Below are 18,995 nucleotides of genomic sequence, written 5' to 3' on the forward strand. Positions count from 1 at the left end.
ATTTCGAATAATTAACCTGCTGTAACTGATGTTCTCAATATAGCAAGTGTTGAGAATCGTAAGTGGAGATAAGTGGATGAGCAATGCGCCTGTAGACAATGGCCGACGTCGCTTTTTAACCATAGCTACCTCTGTTGTTGGTGGTGTTGGTGCGGCTGGGGCTGCTGTTCCTTTTATTGCGTCTTGGAATCCAAGTGAGCGAGCTAAATCTGCGGGTGCGCCTGTAGAAGTAGATATAAGCAAACTTGAGCCAGGACAATTAATACGTGTCGAGTGGCGTGGTAAACCTGTATGGGTTGTATCACGAACCCCAAAAATGCTTGAGCAAATGAAAGAACACGAAGGTCAACTTCGTGATCCGCAATCGCAAGAGCCACAACAATTAGAATCATCAACAAATGACTACCGTTCATTACGTCCAGAGATTTTTGTCGCTGTAGGTATTTGTACGCATTTAGGATGTTCACCTAGCTTTTTACAAGGTGGCTTTGGTGAAAAAGTGGAAGGGACTGATGATGGTTTTTATTGTCCATGTCACGGTTCTAAATTTGATATGGCTGGCCGTGTTTTTCAATCGGTTCCAGCACCATTAAACTTAGAAATTCCACCATATACTTTTCTTGATGAAACCACTATTTTAGTGGGCGAAGAACAAGGGGTGGCCTAATGTTTGGTAAGATTATTGGTTGGATTGACGACAGAATTCCAATGACACGTGTTTGGAACATGCATATTGCACAGTATCCAGCACCTAAAAACTTTAACTTTTGGTACTTCTTTGGCTCATTAGCAATGTTAGTACTAGTTAACCAAATACTGACCGGTATTTGGCTAACAATGAACTACGTACCGTCTGCTGAAGGTGCATTTGCATCAATAGAATATATCATGCGTGATGTAGATTATGGCTGGTTACTGCGCTATCTGCATTCAACCGGTGCATCAGCATTCTTCATTGTTGTATACCTGCATATGTTCCGTGGCATGATCTACGGTTCTTACCAAAAACCACGTGAGTTACTGTGGTTGTTTGGTATGTTTATTTTCTTAGCCCTAATGGCTGAAGCATTCATGGGTTACTTATTACCATGGGGCCAAATGTCGTTCTGGGGTGCACAGGTAATCATTTCATTATTCGGGGCCATTCCTGTTATTGGTGATGACCTTACACTTTGGATCCGTGGTGACTACGTAATTTCTGGTGCAACGCTTAACCGCTTCTTTGCATTACACGTAATTGCACTGCCATTGGTTATTGTTATCTTAGTATTTTTACACATTGTTGCACTACACGAAGTGGGTTCTAATAACCCAGACGGTATTGATAACAAACGTAAAAAAGGCACGGTTCCTGAAGAAGATAAGCCTAAATTTAAGTTCCATGAATACTACACTGATAAAAAAGACATTATTGATGCGATTCCGTTCCACCCTTATTACACAGTAAAAGATATTGTGGGCGTGGTTGGTTTCTTAATCTTGTTCTGTTGGGTTGTGTTCTTTATGCCTGCTATGGGTGGTTTCTTTTTAGAGGCGCCAAACTTTGAAGCGGCGAACCCACTTAAAACACCGGAGCATATATTCCCTGTTTGGTACTTCACGCCATTCTACGCAATCTTGCGCGCAATTCCTGATAAATTAATGGGTGTTGCAGCAATGGGTGCGTCAATCGTAGTACTTGCGTTATTGCCTTGGATTGACCGTGGTTCAGTTCGTTCTGTTCGTTACCGTTGTGGTTTCCACAAATGGAACATTGCAGGCTTTGTTGTTACTTTTGTTCTTTTAGGTTGGGTTGGTGCTACACCGCAAACTGACTTTAAAACAATTGTTTCGCAAGTTTGTACTGTGACTTACTTTATGTTCTTCGTACTGTTATTTGTTTACAGTAAGAATGAAAAAACTAAGCCATTGCCTGAGAGGTTAACGAAATGATGAAAAAACTAATAATTGGTTTATTCGCTTTATCAGTAAATATGTTACCTGCAATGGCGGCAGGCCCGTCAGTTCCACTAATGGACGCGGGTAACGATATATCTGATCAGCCATCTTTGCAGCGCGGCGCTAAGTTGTTCATGAACTACTGTCTTGGTTGTCACCAAATGCAGTATCAGCGTTATGAACGTACTTTTCGTGATATTGGTATTCCAACGGAAGTTGGCCAAGAGCAGCTTATTTTTGATGGTTCAAAAGTAGGTAGCCATATTAAGAACTCAATGGCTAAAGATGATGCAGCAAAATGGTTTGGTGCGGCTCCGCCGGATTTAACTAATGTTGCACGTGTACGTGGAAGTGACTGGATTTACACGTACTTGAAATCATTTTATAAAGATGAGTCTCGTCCGTTTGGTGTAAATAATACGTTATTTCCATCAGTAGGTATGCCACATGTTCTACAAGAACTTCAGGGTGTTCCTACTCCTATAACTGAAGAAGTAACTGTTGACGGTGTAACAACTGTACATATCACAGGTACTGAAACAGATGGTTCAGGCGAGATGAGTGTAGATGAGTATGACCAAGCAGTTCGTGATTTAACGAATTTCCTAGAGTACGTAGGTGAACCTACTCGACTTGAATCGGAAGCGCTAGGTATTAAGGTAATTGGGTTCTTAGTTATCCTGTTTATCTTGGCATTTATGCTTAAGAAAGAATACTGGAGAGATGTTCATTAATTTTGAACATATTTAAAGGTAATTTTGCAATAGGGGCTTAAGCCCCTATTGCTGTTTTAGTTATTTAATGGAGGTAGGCATGGCCGTAGCTGCCAATAAGCGCCCTGTAATGACCCTTTTCTCTGGGGCTAACTGTATGTATAGCCATCAAGTACGTATCGTACTTGCAGAAAAAGGTGTAAGTGTAGATATTCATTTGGCTGAAAAGGATAATCTGCCAGAAGCACTTCACGAAATTAACCCTTACGGTACAGTGCCAACACTGATTGACCGTGAGCTTGGTTTATATCAGGCAAATATCATCATGGAATACCTTGATGAACGTTTCCCTCATCCTCCACTAATGCCTGTTTACCCGGTAATGCGTGGTCGTAGCCGTTTAATGATGCACCGCATTGATACTGATTGGTACAGCTTAGCTGCTAAAATCAGCAATAATACATCAGATGCAGCACAAGCTCGTAAAGAGTTAACTGAGGCATTACTTGCAGTAGCTCCTATCTTTAGCGAAGCTCCTTACTTTATGAGTGAAGAGTTTAGCTTAGTAGATTGTTACTTAGCACCACTACTATGGCGTTTACCTGAGTTTGGTATTGAGCTTAATGGTGCAGGCTCTAAAGAGATGAAAGAGTACATGATCCGTTTATTCGAACGTGAGTCATTCCAAGCCTCTTTAACTGAAGCTGAGCGTGAGATCCGTTTATAATGACGCCTAATCGTCCTTATTTATTACGTGCTTTTTTTGATTGGATAGTCGATAACGAATGTACGCCACATATTGTGGTGGACGCTGGTTTTGCGAATGTGCAAGTGCCTACACAATTTGTGCAAGATGGACAAATAGTGCTTAACATTAGCCCATCAGCAGTAACACAGTTTTCGTTAGACCTAACCCAACTTAGTTTTAACGCGCGTTTTGGCGGTCAGCCAATGCAAGTTTATGTACCTTTAGGTGCTGTGCTTGCAATTTACGCCCGTGAGAATGGCGAAGGTACAGTCTTCACTGCAGACGAGTTTTTAGAGGACGAAGACGAGTTTGATACAGGGCTAGAAAGTGTTGATTCATCTGAGAATATAGATGAAACACCGCCAGAAAAACCTGAAAAGAAAAAAGGCTCACATTTACGTGTTATAAAATAATATGTAGATTACAAAAAAACCGCTTAAAAGCGGTTTTTTTATCGCTGTAATTTAGTGGCTTTTAATTAATATATTCAAATACCTTTACTACTCGCTCGACGCCCGACACATTACGTGCAATATCAACTGCACGATTAGCTTCATCTTGAGACACCAAGCCCATCAAATACACCTCAGCGTTTTCTGTAACCACTTTAATGTTATTGCTACTAATATCTTTAGCTGCTAGTAACTGTGCTTTTACCTTTGAGGTAAGCCACGAATCATGAGTTTGAGTTGTTATACCAATATTTGAACCAATACGAAGTTGGTTATGAATTTTACGAATGCCGGCAATCGCTTCTACGGTTATTTGTGCTTCGTTTTTCATTTCCTGATTAGCAACTTGACCAACAAGCAAAACAATACCATTGACACTTATAGCGTTAACTCGAGCAGACTTTTCTAAGCGTTCAACTTCACTAATAGCAATGCTAGCTTTAATTTCTATATTGTTATCATCGATTTGAGAGCCTATAGTGCGACGGTCGTTTGCAGCGGTTACTGCACTGGCAGTGCCGGCTACAACAGCTGCAGCACAGCCTTGTAATAATACAACGGTACCTAAAATAATAAGGGAGCGTTTAAACATAATTTTCATCCTGCGGGAAAAGCGTTAAATCTATAAGTTCACTTAAACAATGTAAGTTAGTTAAATGCGACTCTATAATACGGCTTGGACGTTTAGACGGTGTTCTTATTTCAACATCATTAGGGCCAAGTAAACCCACTAATTCACCGCCATCGTCACCGACCATTACAATGACCTTCATATCGCGTGTAAGTGCAGCTTCAACGGCTGAAATTACCTGCTTTTCATTGCCATTAATTGCTAATACCAATAGTAAGTCACCTTGTTGAGCGAATGCACGGATTTGACGGGAAAATGTATCGTGATCATCGCTGTGATTGTTCTGTCCAAGATTTATATTTTCTTGTGACAAAGCAATAGCAGGCAAGCAAGGGCGCTCTGTTTCGTAGTGATTGACCAATATACCCGCTATATGTTGCGCAAGCATATGACAGTTAGCTGTCCCGCAACAAATTAACTTATTACCGTTAATAAGGCTTTGTGCAATTGTGAACGCGGCCGATTCAAGCGCACTGGGAAGGACCTCTCCAGCGGCTATTTGAACTTGAATACTTTCTGTGAAAATTTCTTTTATCGTGTCTTGCATAGCCTACCAATTCTTTTTAGTATTTTAAAATACGTTTTTAAGCCAATTATATGTAGGAGATGATTCTCCGGTTATGGCTACATAGTCAATTCTTAATGCCTGATTTGTTAAGTTTTTAGCTGCTAAGTAATGATGAATACTACGTTTAAGCCGTGCTTGTTTTTGAGTGCTGAGCGCATAATTAGCACCACCTCGAGCATTGTTTTTGCGAAACTTCACTTCCACAAAAACAAGGGTGTTACCCTCTTTCATAATAATATCGAGCTCACCAAAGGGGCAGTAATAATTACGTTCTATAGGTTTTAAACCTTGCGCTACTAGGTATTTTTGCGCTTGTAGTTCGTAGTACTGACCTTTTTCACGACTATTTTGCCACAGCTCTTTAAACCACGACATGCCGCCCCCTTAATTTATCGTTTTTACACCGCTAGCCGATTGCATAAATAAGGGCACAGGGCGTTGTGTTTTTAACTGCACAGACTTAATTTGGCGATTAGTATATCGAGCCCAATCAAGTACGCGTTGTAGGTGCCCATTACTATTAACCGATAACTTACCGCTCAAACCGCTAAATTGATTGCCAGGCATTAAGCTCAACTGCCTAATATCGTTAATAACGAGTACTGCATCGTATGCCATGGCGAATAAGCGCTGGCTAATATCGGCTTGCTCGGGCCAAAGCAAATTATACTGCTCACGTAAGTTATGTTGTGTGATTTGTGAATTAAGCATCCAAGGTAGTTCTGTGAAATACAGGCCGTCTAAATCGCCTTTGTCGGTTGAGTCAATTTGCTTACTGTGACTTTTTGAGCTCGCATACAGCGGAATTCGCTCTGAGAATGTACTCACATTTACATCGAGGTAGGGCTTAATTAAGCGTGTTTCTATTGCATCACCTAAAATATAAATCACATCAATATCACTACGTGAGCGTGTTTCACTTTCAACTTCCTGCTTGAATAAGGCTTTTATTGTTTTTATACGCTCTTTAGATTGATCAACTTCTAATAAACTACTAATCGTTTTTGGCATGTCTTGATTGTTTTCATAAAAACCAATTTGAGGCTTAGTCTCGCTGTAGCGCTGCCATTGCTGATTAAAAAAATCAACTAAGCGCTGGCCATTCGTATTTTCTGGAGCGAGTAGCATGGGTTTTTGATACCCCATAGCTAGAAAATGCTCTAAAGCTTGTTCAACTTCATGCTCTGGATTCAGGGCAAAATAGTAGTGTTGGAGCGAAATAGTGTCTCCATCGAATGTATTTAAATGCAACGTAGGGATATTAATAAGTGTCTCAGCTGCCGTAAGCTTATCTATGTTTGCTTTAAGTAGTGGCCCAACTACAAAGTCAGGGTTAATTTGGTCAAGTTTTGCTGCAATGTCTGCAGTACTTAAATTCTCATCAATAAAAATAGCTTCATTAATATTTTGTTTATCTAATGCGGCTAAAGCACCTGCTTTTAAAGCATCACCTAGGCGTTCGTTAGGACCTGATTGAGGGAATAACAAAACTAAGCGGTCAATATTCAAAGGCGCTAATTCTACAAAGTTTGCATCTTGTTTAGGTAACACGGCTCCAGCAGGGTGTCCCACGTAACGGCGTCTCCAATTATTTATTGCTTGATCTAACTCTACACCGCTACCAGCATATACTTGATGGTATAAAGCAAGGTTTACCCAGCCTTGTTGAATAACAGAGCCACGGTTAAAACGCTCTAATGCATAGGAAGACAGCTGTTTTAGGTTATCCCATAATTGTTGGTCGAGTTGTGGTATATCAATATTATTTTTTGCAGATGTTTCTGATGCTCTAAAAAAATAGGGAGCCGCTTTTTTAGGGAAATTTTGTGAGGCGTAAATACTGGCTGTTAAAAACTGATGCCATGCAAAGTGTTCAGGTTGTGTCAGTTGACCATCTAACGATTGTAAAATAATCAAAGACTGGTCATTTTTATTTTGTTGCTTTTGCGCGTATGCAATATAAAGGCGATTTTGAGTTTGATCGACACTCGCTGTTAACTCTAGGTCGCTACCAATTTGCTCTAATAATGGCCAGTTTTTTTCAGAAATAGCTGAATCACGTGCGCTATACAATAATTGTATTTTATCTGCACCTTCGCGATTTACGGCCAATTGATAGATAGACTGCGCATTAGTCGCTTGATTTTTTAGCGCATTAGCACTGCTGCTGAAGTTATCGCTTTTTTTAATTGGTTTTTCGGTTGTGCTACACGCCGATAACCCTGACAATATAATTAATAGACCAACTAGTTTAAGTCGCACAATGATTTCCCAATACGTTAACGCGATTTGCTTATATTACTGACTGACGCAGGAGACCTCAATGTTAAATGAGGAGAATTCACATAAAATTGGCACTCTTTACGTTGTTGCCACCCCAATTGGCAATTATGACGACTTAAGTCAGCGTGCTATCGCGACATTATCGCAGGTTGACTTAATCGCTGCTGAAGACACTCGCCATACAGGTAAGCTCCTTAGCCATTTTGGTATTAAGGCAAAAACATTTGCATTACATGATCACAACGAAAAACAAAAAGCACAGCAAATTATCGATCAGCTTAATCAAGGATTAAATATTGCTTTAGTATCGGATGCAGGCACGCCACTCATTAGTGACCCTGGATATGCGGTTGTAAACTTATGTCGTGAGCAAGGGGCAAGCGTAACCCCAGTACCAGGTGCGTGCGCTGCTATAACCGCGGTGTGTTGTTCAGGGCTGCCTACCGATCGTTTTCAGTTTATTGGCTTTACGCCCGCTAAAAGTAAGGCTCGCCAAGATTTTTTTATCGATGCGATTAACTCAAGTATTACCAGTATAATGTATGAAAGTACGCACCGTATTATGGCAAGTCTAGACGATTTAGAAACTGCACTTGGCAGTGAACAGCAGGTCGTATTTGCCAAAGAGCTAACTAAAACGTTCGAAACTTTTTTTAATGGCTCAGTGAGTGAGCTAAAGCAGTTTTTAACAGATGATCCCACTAAGCAACGCGGCGAAATAGTTCTCATGCTGCCGGGCAAACCTAAGGTGGTAGACGACATTCCACCAGAGGCTCGTAAAATGTTGGCTCTACTTGAAAAAGAAATGCCAATGAAAAAAGCGTGCGGTGTTGTAGCTGAGTACTTTGGCATGAAAAAAAATGCACTATACAAAACAATTATTGAAGAAAAAGAGTAAATATTACTGCGCTTGGCTTTAGCGTCATGTATACTGCGCGCCGAGTCAGCCAAGATAATCGCTGCCTGTGACGAAAATGATCAGGGGGAGGAAAGTCCGGGCTCCACAGGGCAGAGTGCCAGCTAACGGCTGGGGGGCGTGAGCCCACGACAAGTGCAGCAGAGAGAAGACCGCCAACTTCGGTTGGTAAGGGTGAAAGGGTGCGGTAAGAGCGCACCGGGCCGCTAGTAATAGTCGGTTGCAAGGTAAACTCCACTCGGAGCAAGACCAAATAGGGTTCCTTATGGCGTGGCCCACGTTGGAACCGGGTAGGTTGCTTGAGCCATAGAGCGATTTATGGCCTAGACGAATGATTATCACTTTCTTCGGAAAGGACAAAACCCGGCTTATAGGCTGACTCACTCATTCAATAAAAAGCCCGCAGTTAACGCTGCGGGCTTTTTTGCATCTAAATTTTATTAACTTAAATAATATTCTTTCCTTGTTCAGGATCCCTTGACTGCTCTGCCTGTTCGCGTATTTCGTCAGTATCACTGCTTACATCGTTAAGTGTTTCGGTTTGCTCGTGGGTTTCCGGTGGTTTCTTTTCATTTAAACGCTCTTTTACTGCTGAGCTTGAAAATTCCTTGCCAGAGGCATTTAATAAAATTCGTTCTCTAGCATCATCCGGCATACTTATATTTTGCTCAGTAAATTCATTAACTAGTTCACGCATAAGCTGAGAGCTTACTTTAAGTGGACTATGCTGCTCGCTATTAACCCAAAAATATAAAATAAAGTTTATTGTTGATGAGCCTAAATTTTTTATAAGTACTTGTGCTGGGGGATCGTTTAATACGGCCGTTTGTTTGTTTGCTATATTTAGAGCAAGCGTTTGCGCGCTGCGTATGTCGTTATCGTAGCCTATACCTATTTCCACTTTACCGCGCATTTTGGGATTAGCAGTTAAATTTTTGATGGTATTTTTATATACCGTAGCATTTGGAATTTGAATGTGATTACCATCGTAATCAACAAGCGTTGTGGCACGAGCCGTTACTTTTTTTATAACGCCTAAACGTCCATCTACTTCAATTACATCGTCTATTTTAAACGGGCGTTGTACACTTAAAAGTAAGCTTGCTATAAAATTTTCTGCGATGTCTCTAAAAGCAAAGCCTAATATTAAGCCTATTAAACCGGTCCCACTCATTATGGCTACCGCAAATTCAGTAAGCCCTGCTAAACGTAAAAACAGATACAGGCCTAATAAAATGACTAAAGTGCTAATTCCGCGCCTTACAACCAGCAAAACTAGCTTACTATCGGTTACTAAATTGATAGGTTTTATGAGCATGCGTGAAAGAGGGCCTGCTGTAAAATAGCTGATAGTGAGTAAGAGTAAACCTAACAACAAGGTGGGTAATATTTGCGCTGTAGCGTGAACTAATTGCATGCTTTGGTCATAAAAAAATTGCCACGAAAACACATTTCCTTCCATTACGGGGTTCAATGAGGGGGTACTGGTAGCTGATGGTACGTCTGATGCTATTGTAGGCATTGGGTTTCTTCCGTGTTTAGTTACTTTTACTTTAACAGCAAGTTTAATACCAAACACTTTTTTTAAGTTGGCAGTTATTTTGCTTCATTAAAGTACTAATTATAGTGAGATTAAGTATGAAAAAGCCAAAAAGAGGTCAACATGCAGAGCAACCAGCACATATTCCCATGAAGGGCTGGTGGGATATTGCTAAGCGTATTTTTGCGCGCATGAGCAAAGACAATTTATCTTTGGTTTCTGCCGGAGTGGCATTTTATGCGTTACTTGCTATTTTCCCAGCTATTGCTGCTTTGGTTTCTATATACGCTTATTTTGCTTCACCTGCAGAGATCAGTGAGCACCTTAGGCAGTTTACAACCTTAATACCAAATAGTTCGCGTGAACTGATTTTATCGCAAACTTCAGAGCTCACGCAAAGCTCTCAGGCGCGGCTAACTTTAGGGGCGTTAGGCACGTTATTACTCACTATTTGGAGTAGCTCTAAGGGAAGCCAAGCATTAATTACAGCCTGCAACATAAGTTATCATGAATATGAAAAACGTTCTTTCTTGAGGGCGCAGTTTGTTCGTTTTATGTTTTCGGTAGGTGCTATTTTAGTCGCTATTTTTGCGCTGTTAATTATAGGTATTTTGCCTATAGTACTAAATTTAGTAGGTCTCAAAGACAGTATTGATTTGTTAATTAAGGTCGTGTCGTGGCCAATACTAGCCCTTACGTTTAACTTTGCATTGGTGCTTTTATACCGTTACGCACCGCATAGAAAAGCGGCTAAATGGCGTTGGATAACGCTCGGCTCTGCTATTGCAACCGTATTTTGGATTATAGCATCTATTGGCTTTTCATTTTATGTATCGCGCTTTTCAAGTTATAACGAAACTTATGGATCCTTGGGTGGGGTGGTCATCATGCTAATGTGGTTATACATAAGCGCGTACATCGTCACCATGGGAGCCGTGATTAACGCAGAAACAGAGCAGCAAACGGCAAAAGACAGCACAATTGGACCTGAGAAAGAGCTAGGTGAACGCGGCGCGTATGTTGCTGATCACCTGGGTATCAAAAACGATTAATCAATCGTTACTCTGCTGCAATTATTGCTGTAAGTTGCTCTTTAAATTCTTGTGCTGCAGGGCCTAATCTATCAACATCGTTACACATTAAATATAAGTTAAGAGGACGCGTAATGCCTTGCTCAAGGTTTAGTACCTTGAGTGTATGATCATTAATAAGATGAGTGACTTGATCAAACGGAAGCCACGCGTAACCTAGATTTTGGCTCACCATATCAATTGAATTACGTAAGTGGCTAACGGTCCAGCGCATATCTGCGCCTAACCAACCTTCGTCTTGGTTAGTGTGTGTTGCAGAATCGCGCACTACAATTTGTCGATGTTGTTTTAAATCTCGAAAGCTTAATTGTTCTTCATATTTGTTAAGTGGGTGATTTTTATGCGCTACGGCAATAAACTCAACATCTGTCAATTTGCTACAACTAATGCCATAAATAGGAACTGATGAAATAGCTAAATCAACCACCGCATTGTTAAGTAATTCATTGGCGCCGGTTAGCACGCTTTCGATCAAATCGATTTTTAGTAATGGATAAAGCTCACTTGTTTTAGCAAGTGCTTGATACAAAATGGGCTGAGGGAATACTTCATCAACTGCTATTTTTAATGTACTTTCCACTCCTTCACTTAGTGTATTTGCAACAGATTCTATTTTATTCGCTTCTTCAATTAAAAACTCTGCACGGCGTAATATAAGTTTTCCACTTTCCGTTAAAAACGCTTTACGGCCTTTCACCTCAAGTAGTTTTATTTGCAAAGCGGCTTCGAGTTTTTGCACTGCATGATGAACCGTTGACTGGCTTTTAAATACCGCGGCACTGGCGCCAGCAAAACCACCATGTTCTACCACGGCTTTAAACATCCGCCATTGATCTAATGTGGGTTTTGCCATTTGAAATCCTGTTAGAAAGTTATTTGCTTCTTGGACTTGACCGTATAGACGCATTTTTAATTGCATAACAGAAATAGATTAATTTATGTTTAACCCAGCCCTAACAAAACTTACTAATCTCGGTAAGTTTACTTTGAAAGAATCACTTTTTTCTCAGCAATAAGATCCATAAAATCGCTTTTATTTAAAGGCTTGGAAAATAAGTAACCTTGCCCATAATCACAACCAGCCTCAGTTAGTAGCTGATATTGTAATGGTGTTTCAATGCCTTCTGCTATTACTTTTAAACCAAGCTGGTGAGCCATTACAATTATTGCTTCACACAACGACAGTTCTTGGCTATCAGCTTTAATATTATCAACAAATCGTTTATCAATCTTTAAGTAGTCAGTATCCATTTCCTGCAAGTAGGCAAGCGATGAGTAGCCTGTACCAAAATCGTCAAGAGCCAGTTGCATCCCTGATTTCACAATTTGTTTGAGGCGCTTTTGCGTCAGTTCCTCAGGGTTAACCATTAAGCCTTCTGTTATTTCAGCAACAATAGAAGAGGGGGAAATTTTAGCGGCATCAAGCATGGCATACCAATCATCAATACCACTATTAGCAGTAGATAATTGTACAGGGGAGACGTTCACACTTATTTGAAAATCGTCATCAGTCAATTTTTTTATATCGGTGAGCGTTTCTATTGCTTGGGAAAATACAAATTGGCCAATGGCATTAATTTGCCTTGTTTCTTCAGCAAGTGGAATAAACGCGATAGGGCTTATTAACCCTTTTTGTGGATGTTGCCAGCGTATTAAGCCTTCAGCCTTGTGTATATGTAAATCGTTTAGCGACACAATAGGCTGATAAAATAATTCGAACTGGTTATATTCTATTGCACAGCGCAAGTCTTTGAGTAACAACATACGAGCTTGTGCTTGCTCTCTCATATCACGAGAGAAAAATTCAAAGCCATTACGGCCATTATTTTTAGCCTTATACATTGCCTGATCGGCTGCTTTTAATAGCTGCTCGGTGTTTTCACCATCTTCGGGCGCACAGGCTATACCCATGCTGGCACTTATAAATACTTCTTCATTTTCAACATGTAGCGCAGACGATAAGCTTTGTAATATATTGCTAGCAATCTGGTTTATATGGCGAGTACTTTTAATATGATTAAAAACAATAACAAATTCATCACCACCAATACGCGCAACAAATTCGGCATTTTTAGCTGAATTGACAATACGCTGCGACACCACTTTTAATAGGTTGTCTCCATAGTGGTGGCCTAAAGTATCATTAATATCTTTAAAATGATCAATATCTAGAAGCATCACAACAAAGCTTTCATTATTTGCATTAGAAAACTGTTTATTTAGTCGTATTTTAAGCTCTAATCGATTTGGTAAATCGGTCAAATGATCGAAGTGAGCTTGTCGCCAAATGGTTTTATTTGCTTGTATTTTTTCAGTTAAATCAGTAAAGATAGCTATTCGGCGTGCAGGTTTGTTATTTTCATCGTAAACAGTGTCTATATTTAGCCACTCAGTAAATAGTACCCCATTTTTTTTACGGTTTATAATTTCGCCTTGCCAGCGACCAGTGGCATTTATTGATGCCCAAATTTTTTCATAAAACTCTTTTGAGTGCTCACCTGAAGAAAGTATGCGGGTAGAGTGGCCAATCACTTCGTCTTTAGAATATTGTGTTGTTTCACAAAAGGCAGGGTTTACATCAAAAATAATACCGTTGGCATCTGTAATTGCCATGCTTTCGCTACTGTTACCATAAACAAGAGACGCTAAGTGAAGCGAGTCTTCATTTACTTTGCGTTGGCTGATATCACGAAGTACAAGTATTAGCTCATCACTTTTTTCAAGATGATTTATGTTCGCCTCAAAATAGTGATCCGCCACACCTGTACTGATTTTAAAATCAAAAGTGATGACGTCTTCGCGGTTGGATGCTTCACTCAAAATTTGTTCAGTAATATCTTTTGGTAATATGTCTAATAAGTTTTCAGGCAGTTTACTGCTTGCAGCGAATAGCGGGATAATGGTGCCGCTAACGTTAAGTATAGTACCCGTATTGTTGAATCTAAGGTACATATCGGGGAGAGCATTTAGTAACCCTGTCAACTCGTCGTGTTTGTTTTTTAAATCGGCTTCTGTTTGCAAACGTGTTTCAGCCATGGCTTCAAAGCGCGTATACAAAGCTGATAATTCAGGACTATTAGGTTTTATTTTATTAGCGGGCATATTGCCTTGTGCTAATAGGTCGGTTGCTTGGGAGAGTTTTTCAATAGGGTAAAAAATACTTTTTTTAATTAAATGGTGGCCAATAAAAGCAATAATTAAAATAGCGCTAAAAAATAAAATAATAGTTTCTAAAAAGTGTTTATTTGCTCGATCAATATATTTATCAGTGGGCGATGTGATGTAAATTTCTAAATTATTGTTATTAATGTCATTATAAATAGTTGCTCGGTGAAAGATTTGATTGACGTTGTTATCGTCTTTAAACATAGCTAATGAGCTATCGCCATGTAAAAAGTATTTGTTGTTAATTTTTTCCCCTAAAGGTAGCAATGAGTTTGGGTAACTTGCCAGTACAAGGCCATTGGAATCAGCAATAACAGCGTTCGAACCCATTGGGAATTCGGCTTTGTCTAAAGCTGCACTCCACCAGTCAAGTGCAATCACTGTAACAACAACGCCCTTTAATTGCTCTTGCTTATCAATAATAGGGTGAGCAAAGTTAACACTGGGTGCTTGAATGCTTCTGTCGTATTGAAAATACCCAATTGAAAAGCTTTTATTTGCTATGGCATTTTTAAAGTATTGCCTATCACTAATAGACACATTTTTTACTATGCCATTGGTTACACAAATTAAGTTTCCTTTGTCATCAACTACACCAATATTGGCAACGTTTGTGTAGAGCTCTTGTATTTGGTAAAAATAGCTAGGGCACGTGTCCGGAAGGTTGGGTTCTGCAGCAATTGTGTTTGCTAAAAACCGAGTGAGTTGCTCAGTTTCTCCAATCATTGCTGTTTGTTGGTGGGTTAAATGCTTAGCAATATTAACGACTTTTTCTTCGCTTTTTTCAATCGCAGCCTCACGTTCTGCCCATAGGGCTAAAAATGTCACAAGAATGCCCGGGATACTAATAATGATTAGTAACCTATAAAATTGACTTTTGAGCGATGAAGTTAAAATACTCTGTCCCTTTTTTGAGTAAATTTAATGGTGATTGTAGTCAATAAAATATAAAAAACCATATTTTATAAGTTGTTATGAAAAAATATTTCATTATCAAATAATTCTAAAAAAGCGAATGGTTAGCGCGATATAAAGACATGGTTGTTTGGTTTTATCAGTGCTTAAATAAGTATAGATAATATTTTAGATAGTGATTTAAAAAATGAATATAGCAAAAATATTAACGTCCTATGCAACTCAAGATGGTGACGGTGTCAATATAAGCCGTATCTCTGGATTCGATGGTAAATACCTTGACCCGTTTTTAATGATCGATGAGCTCAAGTCAGATAACGAGGCTGATTATATGGGCGGTTTTCCTGCGCATCCCCACCGAGGTATGGAAACGTTTACATATATTATTAAAGGAGGATTTGAACATAAAGATCAAATGGGTAATAAAAAAGCGATCAGAGCAGGCGATGTGCAATGGATGAGTACAGGAAATGGAGTGATCCACAGCGAAATGCCTCTGCCTGATGCCAAAGACGGACTCCATGGTTTTCAAATTTGGATCAATATGCCAAGCAAAGAAAAAATGCGCGATCCCATTTATCAAGATACAACGCAAAGCCCAGCTCCAACCTTTAAAAATGAAAGTGGTGTTACATTAACTGCCCTTGCTGGTTCATGGCAATTTGAAGCAGTTGAATTAACATCAAGTATTCAAAAGCTCTCTGCAAATGCCGCTTTAGCCGATGTAACTTTAACTGCTGGTAAGCAGCTAAAGCTTGCTCCTTTAAAACAACAAAATGTGATGCTTTACATACATTCGGGATCCCTTATCGCGCCAGATAATCAAACATTCAAGGCGGGTAAGTTACTAATTTTAGAGCCAGGTAGCGATATTGATATAGCAACGCAACATGGTGCAGGTGTATTAATTTTAGCGGGTGATCCGCTCAAGCAACCCATTGCACATATGGGGCCATTTGTTATGACAACACAAGCCGAAATACAGCAAGCCGTTCATGATTACCAAAATGGTCAATTTGGCACACTTATTTAATTTTGAGGAGCAAATAATGGGATTACTTGTTAATGGTCAATGGCAAGATAAATGGTATGACACAGATTCAAGCGACGGAAAGTTTGAGCGTGAGGCAGCGCAATTACGAAATTGGATCACGTCAGACGGTAGCGCAGGTGAAACTGGCGAAGGTGGTTTTAAAGCTGAGGCTGGGCGTTATCATTTATATGTTTCGTTAGCGTGCCCTTGGGCACACCGCACACTTATTTTCCGTACGTTAAAAAAGCTTGATGAACTTATTTCTGTATCGATTGTAAGCCCTGACATGTTGGCTAATGGCTGGGAGTTTGATCAAAATAACCACAGCACGGGTGATGCCTTATTTGCTAGTGATTACTTACACCAAGTTTATACTAAAAATAATTCTAATTACTCAGGGCGAGTAACTGTTCCTGTCTTGTGGGACAAAAAACAAAACAAGATAGTTAGTAATGAATCTGCCGATATAATACGCATGTTTAATAGTGCGTTTAATGAAATAACAGGTAATAAAGACGATTACTACCCTGAATCACTTCGTAGTGAAATCGATGAACTTAATGCGCTAGTTTATCCAAATATTAATAACGGTGTTTACCGAGCTGGATTTGCAACTGCAACGCACGCTTACGAACAAGCATTCGACGATGTGTTTACAGCTCTAGACAAAGTTGAAAAAATACTGAGTAAAAAACGCTACCTTGCGGGCGATAAAATTACGGAAGCAGATTGGCGCTTATTTACAACGTTAATTAGGTTTGATTGTGTGTATGTAGGGCATTTTAAATGCAATTTGCGCACAATTGAGAGTTACCCTTCGTTGAGTGGATACTTAAGGGATTTGTACCAAGTTGAGGGAGTTGCAAATACGGTTAATTTCTATCACATTAGCGGCATTACTATTTTAGCCACACTATGATCAATCCCACCCAGATTGTACCAAAAGGGCCAGAAATAAATTATTTGCAAGCACATGGCAGGGCATAGTTAACTAGCTAACCAATTAACCTAATTAGCCAGCCGTATTTTCTTATAAGGCTGGTTTCACTTTTACCTGATTGAACTGCAACGCCAGCTATAAATGCGCTGCTTAAGCCTACTTTACTGGCTGCAAAACGCTTTAATCGATATACAAACGCGGCTTGGTGTTGTCGCTTAAGCTCGCTTTGTAAATCCATTTGTTTAGTCAGTGCTTTTACGTTTGCATCAGGGTTTTTAATCAATATATCAACTAACATATTAATGTCCTTGTAAGTTTAATAATTGCTTTATGCTTTTAAGGGTTTTGCTAAAACCTATTTTGTTGCTTAAGTACGCAACGCTTTTCCATAGCCAAAACAAACATGCGACCTGTAATAGTGTAACGGTTGCAATACTTACCCACACAGAACCAAATAGGTCGTATATCGCATAACCTGCCGCACCTAATACGCCCGCCCACAACAAAACCAAACCACTGGCAAAACAGCCTAAAAATATAGAGATCAATGCAAGCGATCTTAACGATAAGCGCCATTCAGCCTTTGCAAGCTGGTGGGTGATCTTTCCTTGAGTATGATAATCATCCTTGAGCTGTTTTGAATACGTTAAGAGTTTTGCAATATGATCTTGCCAATCGTCCTTTTGATACTGTTGATCAGTCGTTTGGTTTTGCGCTTTACCATCCTTGGTTGTGCTCGAGTGGAAATTTTCCATCAGGTTTTACTTACGACGGAATAATGAAGTAATTAACATACCCGCTGCAAATGCAATCCCTGCTGTAGCTAGAGGGTTTTCAGATGCGAAGGCACGTGTTTTAGCTGTGCACTCGCCTAGCTTTTCGCGAGCAATCAATTGCTTTTCGCTCAGTGCCTCAGCAGAACTAGATGCACCTTTTCTCACACTACTTTCAGCTGTTGCTGCTTTTGTAGACAGTGCATCAACCGCATCATGAGCAGCTGATGTTGCTTTTTCTGTCAGTGGGGCATCAGTCGTTTGTGCTTTAGTGTCAGACTTAATATCTGTAGTCGTATTTTGTTTAGTCGTCGTAGCAGTAGCCATAAGCAATCCTTAATGAGTAAAAGTATTTAAGTAGTGCATTAACTGAAGCAACAATTAAACCAGACTGTGATGCTTACATAAGATGTTGATTTTATTTGTTATTGTATTTTATTGGTGAAGCGTTTTTAATATATAATAAAAACGATGTAGTAACTCTTACTGCCGATCTAAGTAAATATTACAAAGTGAGTAAAACCCGCTAGAAAATTGTAATTATTCATTGCTTATTCAGTAATCAAACCATGTAAACAAAAAGTTATTAAAATGGATAAAAATATTTTTTTGTTTGTATCTCCACTTTTTCCCACGTAATTCAACCGCTTCGCCTGAACCCTTATTTTTTCTAGCTTAGAGACTCGTTAAAGGAGGTCAGCTTACTTGACAAAAAGGCTTGTCAAGCCCTAAACTGGAGCACTGTGGTAAAAAGTGGTTTTTAGTGGATCAAACTGGATCAGCATAAATTAATAGCTGATTAAAATAATTTAAAGCAGGCTAATTATGTTCCGTGGCGCGAGTTCACTGAGTTTGGATGATAAAGGACGTTTTGCGGTGCCGACCAAGTACCGAGAATCGCTGCTATCTGAAGATCAGGGAACAGTGATTTGTACCGTCGCGTTAAATGAGCCCTGCTTGTGGTTGTATCCATTGGCTGAATGGCAAGAAATAGAAAGTCGCTTAGCTAAAATTTCCAATATGAATCCACGTGCCCGTCGAATGCAACGCATGTTGTTAGGCAATGCGACAGAGTATCAACTTGATAAAAATGGTCGGATTTTGTTAGCGCCGTCGTTACGTGCGCATGCAGACCTTGGTAAAAAAATAATGCTAGTTGGGTTAATGAATAAATTTGAAATCTGGGATGAAGCGCGTTGGAACGAACAAATGCGCCAAGACACTGAGCTTGAGAGGCTAGGTGATTTTGAGCCTAATTCAGATTTAGATAACTTTACACTTTAACGGCA

At 39.7% G+C, this 18,995-nt stretch carries 19 protein-coding genes, 1 other RNA gene and 1 pseudogene; 11 read left to right on the top strand and 10 right to left on the bottom strand.

Features of this window, described 5'->3' with window-relative positions:
• The first annotated feature begins 76 nt into the window (after positions 1 to 76).
• The 5 genes from petA to AC27JL_RS01150 all read left to right on the top strand — a co-directional run bounded on the left by petA (position 77) and on the right by AC27JL_RS01150 (position 3,812).
• On the top strand, positions 77 to 667 hold the full coding sequence (gene petA, locus AC27JL_RS01130; RefSeq protein WP_006792117.1) for a ubiquinol-cytochrome c reductase iron-sulfur subunit: 591 nt from the start codon (positions 77 to 79) through the stop codon (positions 665 to 667).
• The gene (locus AC27JL_RS01135; protein ID WP_006792118.1) at positions 667 to 1,932 is read left to right on the top strand and encodes a cytochrome b; all 1,266 of its coding nucleotides are present in this window, start codon (positions 667 to 669) and stop codon (positions 1,930 to 1,932) included. Before petA ends, AC27JL_RS01135 begins: the two co-directional genes overlap by 1 nt.
• The gene (locus AC27JL_RS01140) at positions 1,929 to 2,672 is read left to right on the top strand and encodes a cytochrome c1 (protein ID WP_006792119.1); all 744 of its coding nucleotides are present in this window, start codon (positions 1,929 to 1,931) and stop codon (positions 2,670 to 2,672) included. Before AC27JL_RS01135 ends, AC27JL_RS01140 begins: the two co-directional genes overlap by 4 nt.
• A gap of 79 nt (positions 2,673 to 2,751) precedes the next feature.
• The gene (sspA, locus tag AC27JL_RS01145) at positions 2,752 to 3,378 is read left to right on the top strand and encodes a stringent starvation protein SspA (protein ID WP_006792120.1); all 627 of its coding nucleotides are present in this window, start codon (positions 2,752 to 2,754) and stop codon (positions 3,376 to 3,378) included.
• Entirely contained in the window at positions 3,378 to 3,812 is a 435-nt protein-coding gene (locus AC27JL_RS01150; RefSeq protein ID WP_487194602.1) for a ClpXP protease specificity-enhancing factor, read from the top strand. Before sspA ends, AC27JL_RS01150 begins: the two co-directional genes overlap by 1 nt.
• Before the next feature lie 61 nt (positions 3,813 to 3,873).
• Here AC27JL_RS01150 and dolP read toward each other — a convergent pair whose 3' ends face one another.
• The 4 genes from dolP to AC27JL_RS01170 are packed head-to-tail and all read right to left on the bottom strand — an operon-like array spanning position 3,874 to position 7,312.
• Positions 3,874 to 4,443: a division/outer membrane stress-associated lipid-binding lipoprotein gene (gene dolP, locus AC27JL_RS01155; protein WP_008130334.1), complete on the bottom strand. Its 570-nt coding sequence runs from the start codon at positions 4,441 to 4,443 to the stop codon at positions 3,874 to 3,876.
• Positions 4,436 to 5,029: an SIS domain-containing protein gene (locus AC27JL_RS01160; RefSeq protein ID WP_487194603.1), complete on the bottom strand. Its 594-nt coding sequence runs from the start codon at positions 5,027 to 5,029 to the stop codon at positions 4,436 to 4,438. The genes dolP and AC27JL_RS01160 overlap by 8 nt, the downstream gene beginning before the upstream one ends.
• 24 nt (positions 5,030 to 5,053) lie before the next feature.
• Positions 5,054 to 5,425: a YraN family protein gene (locus tag AC27JL_RS01165; RefSeq protein ID WP_243532666.1), complete on the bottom strand. Its 372-nt coding sequence runs from the start codon at positions 5,423 to 5,425 to the stop codon at positions 5,054 to 5,056.
• A gap of 9 nt (positions 5,426 to 5,434) precedes the next feature.
• Positions 5,435 to 7,312: a penicillin-binding protein activator gene (locus tag AC27JL_RS01170; RefSeq protein WP_487194604.1), complete on the bottom strand. Its 1,878-nt coding sequence runs from the start codon at positions 7,310 to 7,312 to the stop codon at positions 5,435 to 5,437.
• Between the two features lie 61 nt (positions 7,313 to 7,373).
• On the opposite strand from AC27JL_RS01170, the gene rsmI reads away from it, so the two are divergent.
• Together rsmI and rnpB are read left to right on the top strand one after the other, a co-directional pair.
• Complete coding sequence (gene rsmI / locus AC27JL_RS01175; RefSeq protein ID WP_276754156.1) at positions 7,374 to 8,231, top strand: 16S rRNA (cytidine(1402)-2'-O)-methyltransferase; 858 nt, start codon at positions 7,374 to 7,376, stop codon at positions 8,229 to 8,231.
• Between the two features lie 41 nt (positions 8,232 to 8,272).
• Positions 8,273 to 8,636, top strand: an RNA gene (gene rnpB / locus AC27JL_RS01180) — RNase P RNA component class A.
• A gap of 58 nt (positions 8,637 to 8,694) precedes the next feature.
• Here rnpB and AC27JL_RS01185 read toward each other — a convergent pair.
• Positions 8,695 to 9,711, bottom strand: a complete 1,017-nt coding sequence (locus AC27JL_RS01185) for a mechanosensitive ion channel family protein (RefSeq protein WP_424072738.1) — start codon at positions 9,709 to 9,711, stop codon at positions 8,695 to 8,697.
• A 176-nt stretch (positions 9,712 to 9,887) separates the two neighbouring features.
• Between AC27JL_RS01185 and AC27JL_RS01190 the strand changes: the two genes are divergently transcribed.
• Positions 9,888 to 10,841, top strand: a complete 954-nt coding sequence (locus AC27JL_RS01190; RefSeq protein WP_487194605.1) for a YihY/virulence factor BrkB family protein — start codon at positions 9,888 to 9,890, stop codon at positions 10,839 to 10,841.
• A 7-nt stretch (positions 10,842 to 10,848) separates the two neighbouring features.
• On the opposite strand, the gene AC27JL_RS01195 is transcribed toward AC27JL_RS01190, so the two are convergent.
• Complete coding sequence (locus AC27JL_RS01195; RefSeq protein ID WP_487194606.1) at positions 10,849 to 11,733, bottom strand: LysR family transcriptional regulator; 885 nt, start codon at positions 11,731 to 11,733, stop codon at positions 10,849 to 10,851.
• Positions 11,734 to 11,861: 128 nt separating this feature from the next.
• A complete protein-coding gene (locus tag AC27JL_RS01200; RefSeq protein ID WP_487194607.1) occupies positions 11,862 to 14,873 on the bottom strand; it encodes a bifunctional diguanylate cyclase/phosphodiesterase in 3,012 nt (1,003 codons plus the stop codon).
• Between the two features lie 274 nt (positions 14,874 to 15,147).
• Here AC27JL_RS01200 and AC27JL_RS01205 point away from each other — a divergent pair, with 274 nt between their 5' ends.
• Positions 15,148 to 15,993 (top strand): pirin family protein, encoded by an 846-nt coding sequence (locus tag AC27JL_RS01205; protein WP_487194608.1) that lies wholly within the window; start codon positions 15,148 to 15,150, stop codon positions 15,991 to 15,993.
• 16 nt (positions 15,994 to 16,009) lie between these two features.
• Positions 16,010 to 16,980, top strand: a pseudogene (locus AC27JL_RS01210) (glutathione S-transferase family protein).
• 8 nt (positions 16,981 to 16,988) lie between these two features.
• Here AC27JL_RS01210 and AC27JL_RS01215 read toward each other — a convergent pair.
• Genes AC27JL_RS01215 through AC27JL_RS01225 form a run of 3 tightly spaced genes read right to left on the bottom strand, consistent with a single transcriptional unit; the run spans position 16,989 to position 18,033 of the window.
• The gene (locus AC27JL_RS01215) at positions 16,989 to 17,231 is read right to left on the bottom strand and encodes a hypothetical protein (protein ID WP_010555678.1); all 243 of its coding nucleotides are present in this window, start codon (positions 17,229 to 17,231) and stop codon (positions 16,989 to 16,991) included.
• Position 17,232: 1 nt separating this feature from the next.
• Complete coding sequence (locus AC27JL_RS01220) at positions 17,233 to 17,688, bottom strand: hypothetical protein (RefSeq protein ID WP_008126785.1); 456 nt, start codon at positions 17,686 to 17,688, stop codon at positions 17,233 to 17,235.
• 6 nt (positions 17,689 to 17,694) lie between these two features.
• Positions 17,695 to 18,033, bottom strand: coding sequence for a hypothetical protein (locus AC27JL_RS01225; RefSeq protein ID WP_006792135.1), 339 nt, complete (start codon positions 18,031 to 18,033; stop codon positions 17,695 to 17,697).
• Positions 18,034 to 18,531: 498 nt separating this feature from the next.
• Here AC27JL_RS01225 and mraZ point away from each other — a divergent pair, with 498 nt between their 5' ends.
• Entirely contained in the window at positions 18,532 to 18,990 is a 459-nt protein-coding gene (gene mraZ, locus AC27JL_RS01230) for a division/cell wall cluster transcriptional repressor MraZ (protein ID WP_006792136.1), read from the top strand.
• Positions 18,991 to 18,995 lie beyond the last annotated feature (5 nt).

The sequence above is a fragment of the Pseudoalteromonas sp. 4NS20-0020 genome (genome assembly GCF_057554385.1).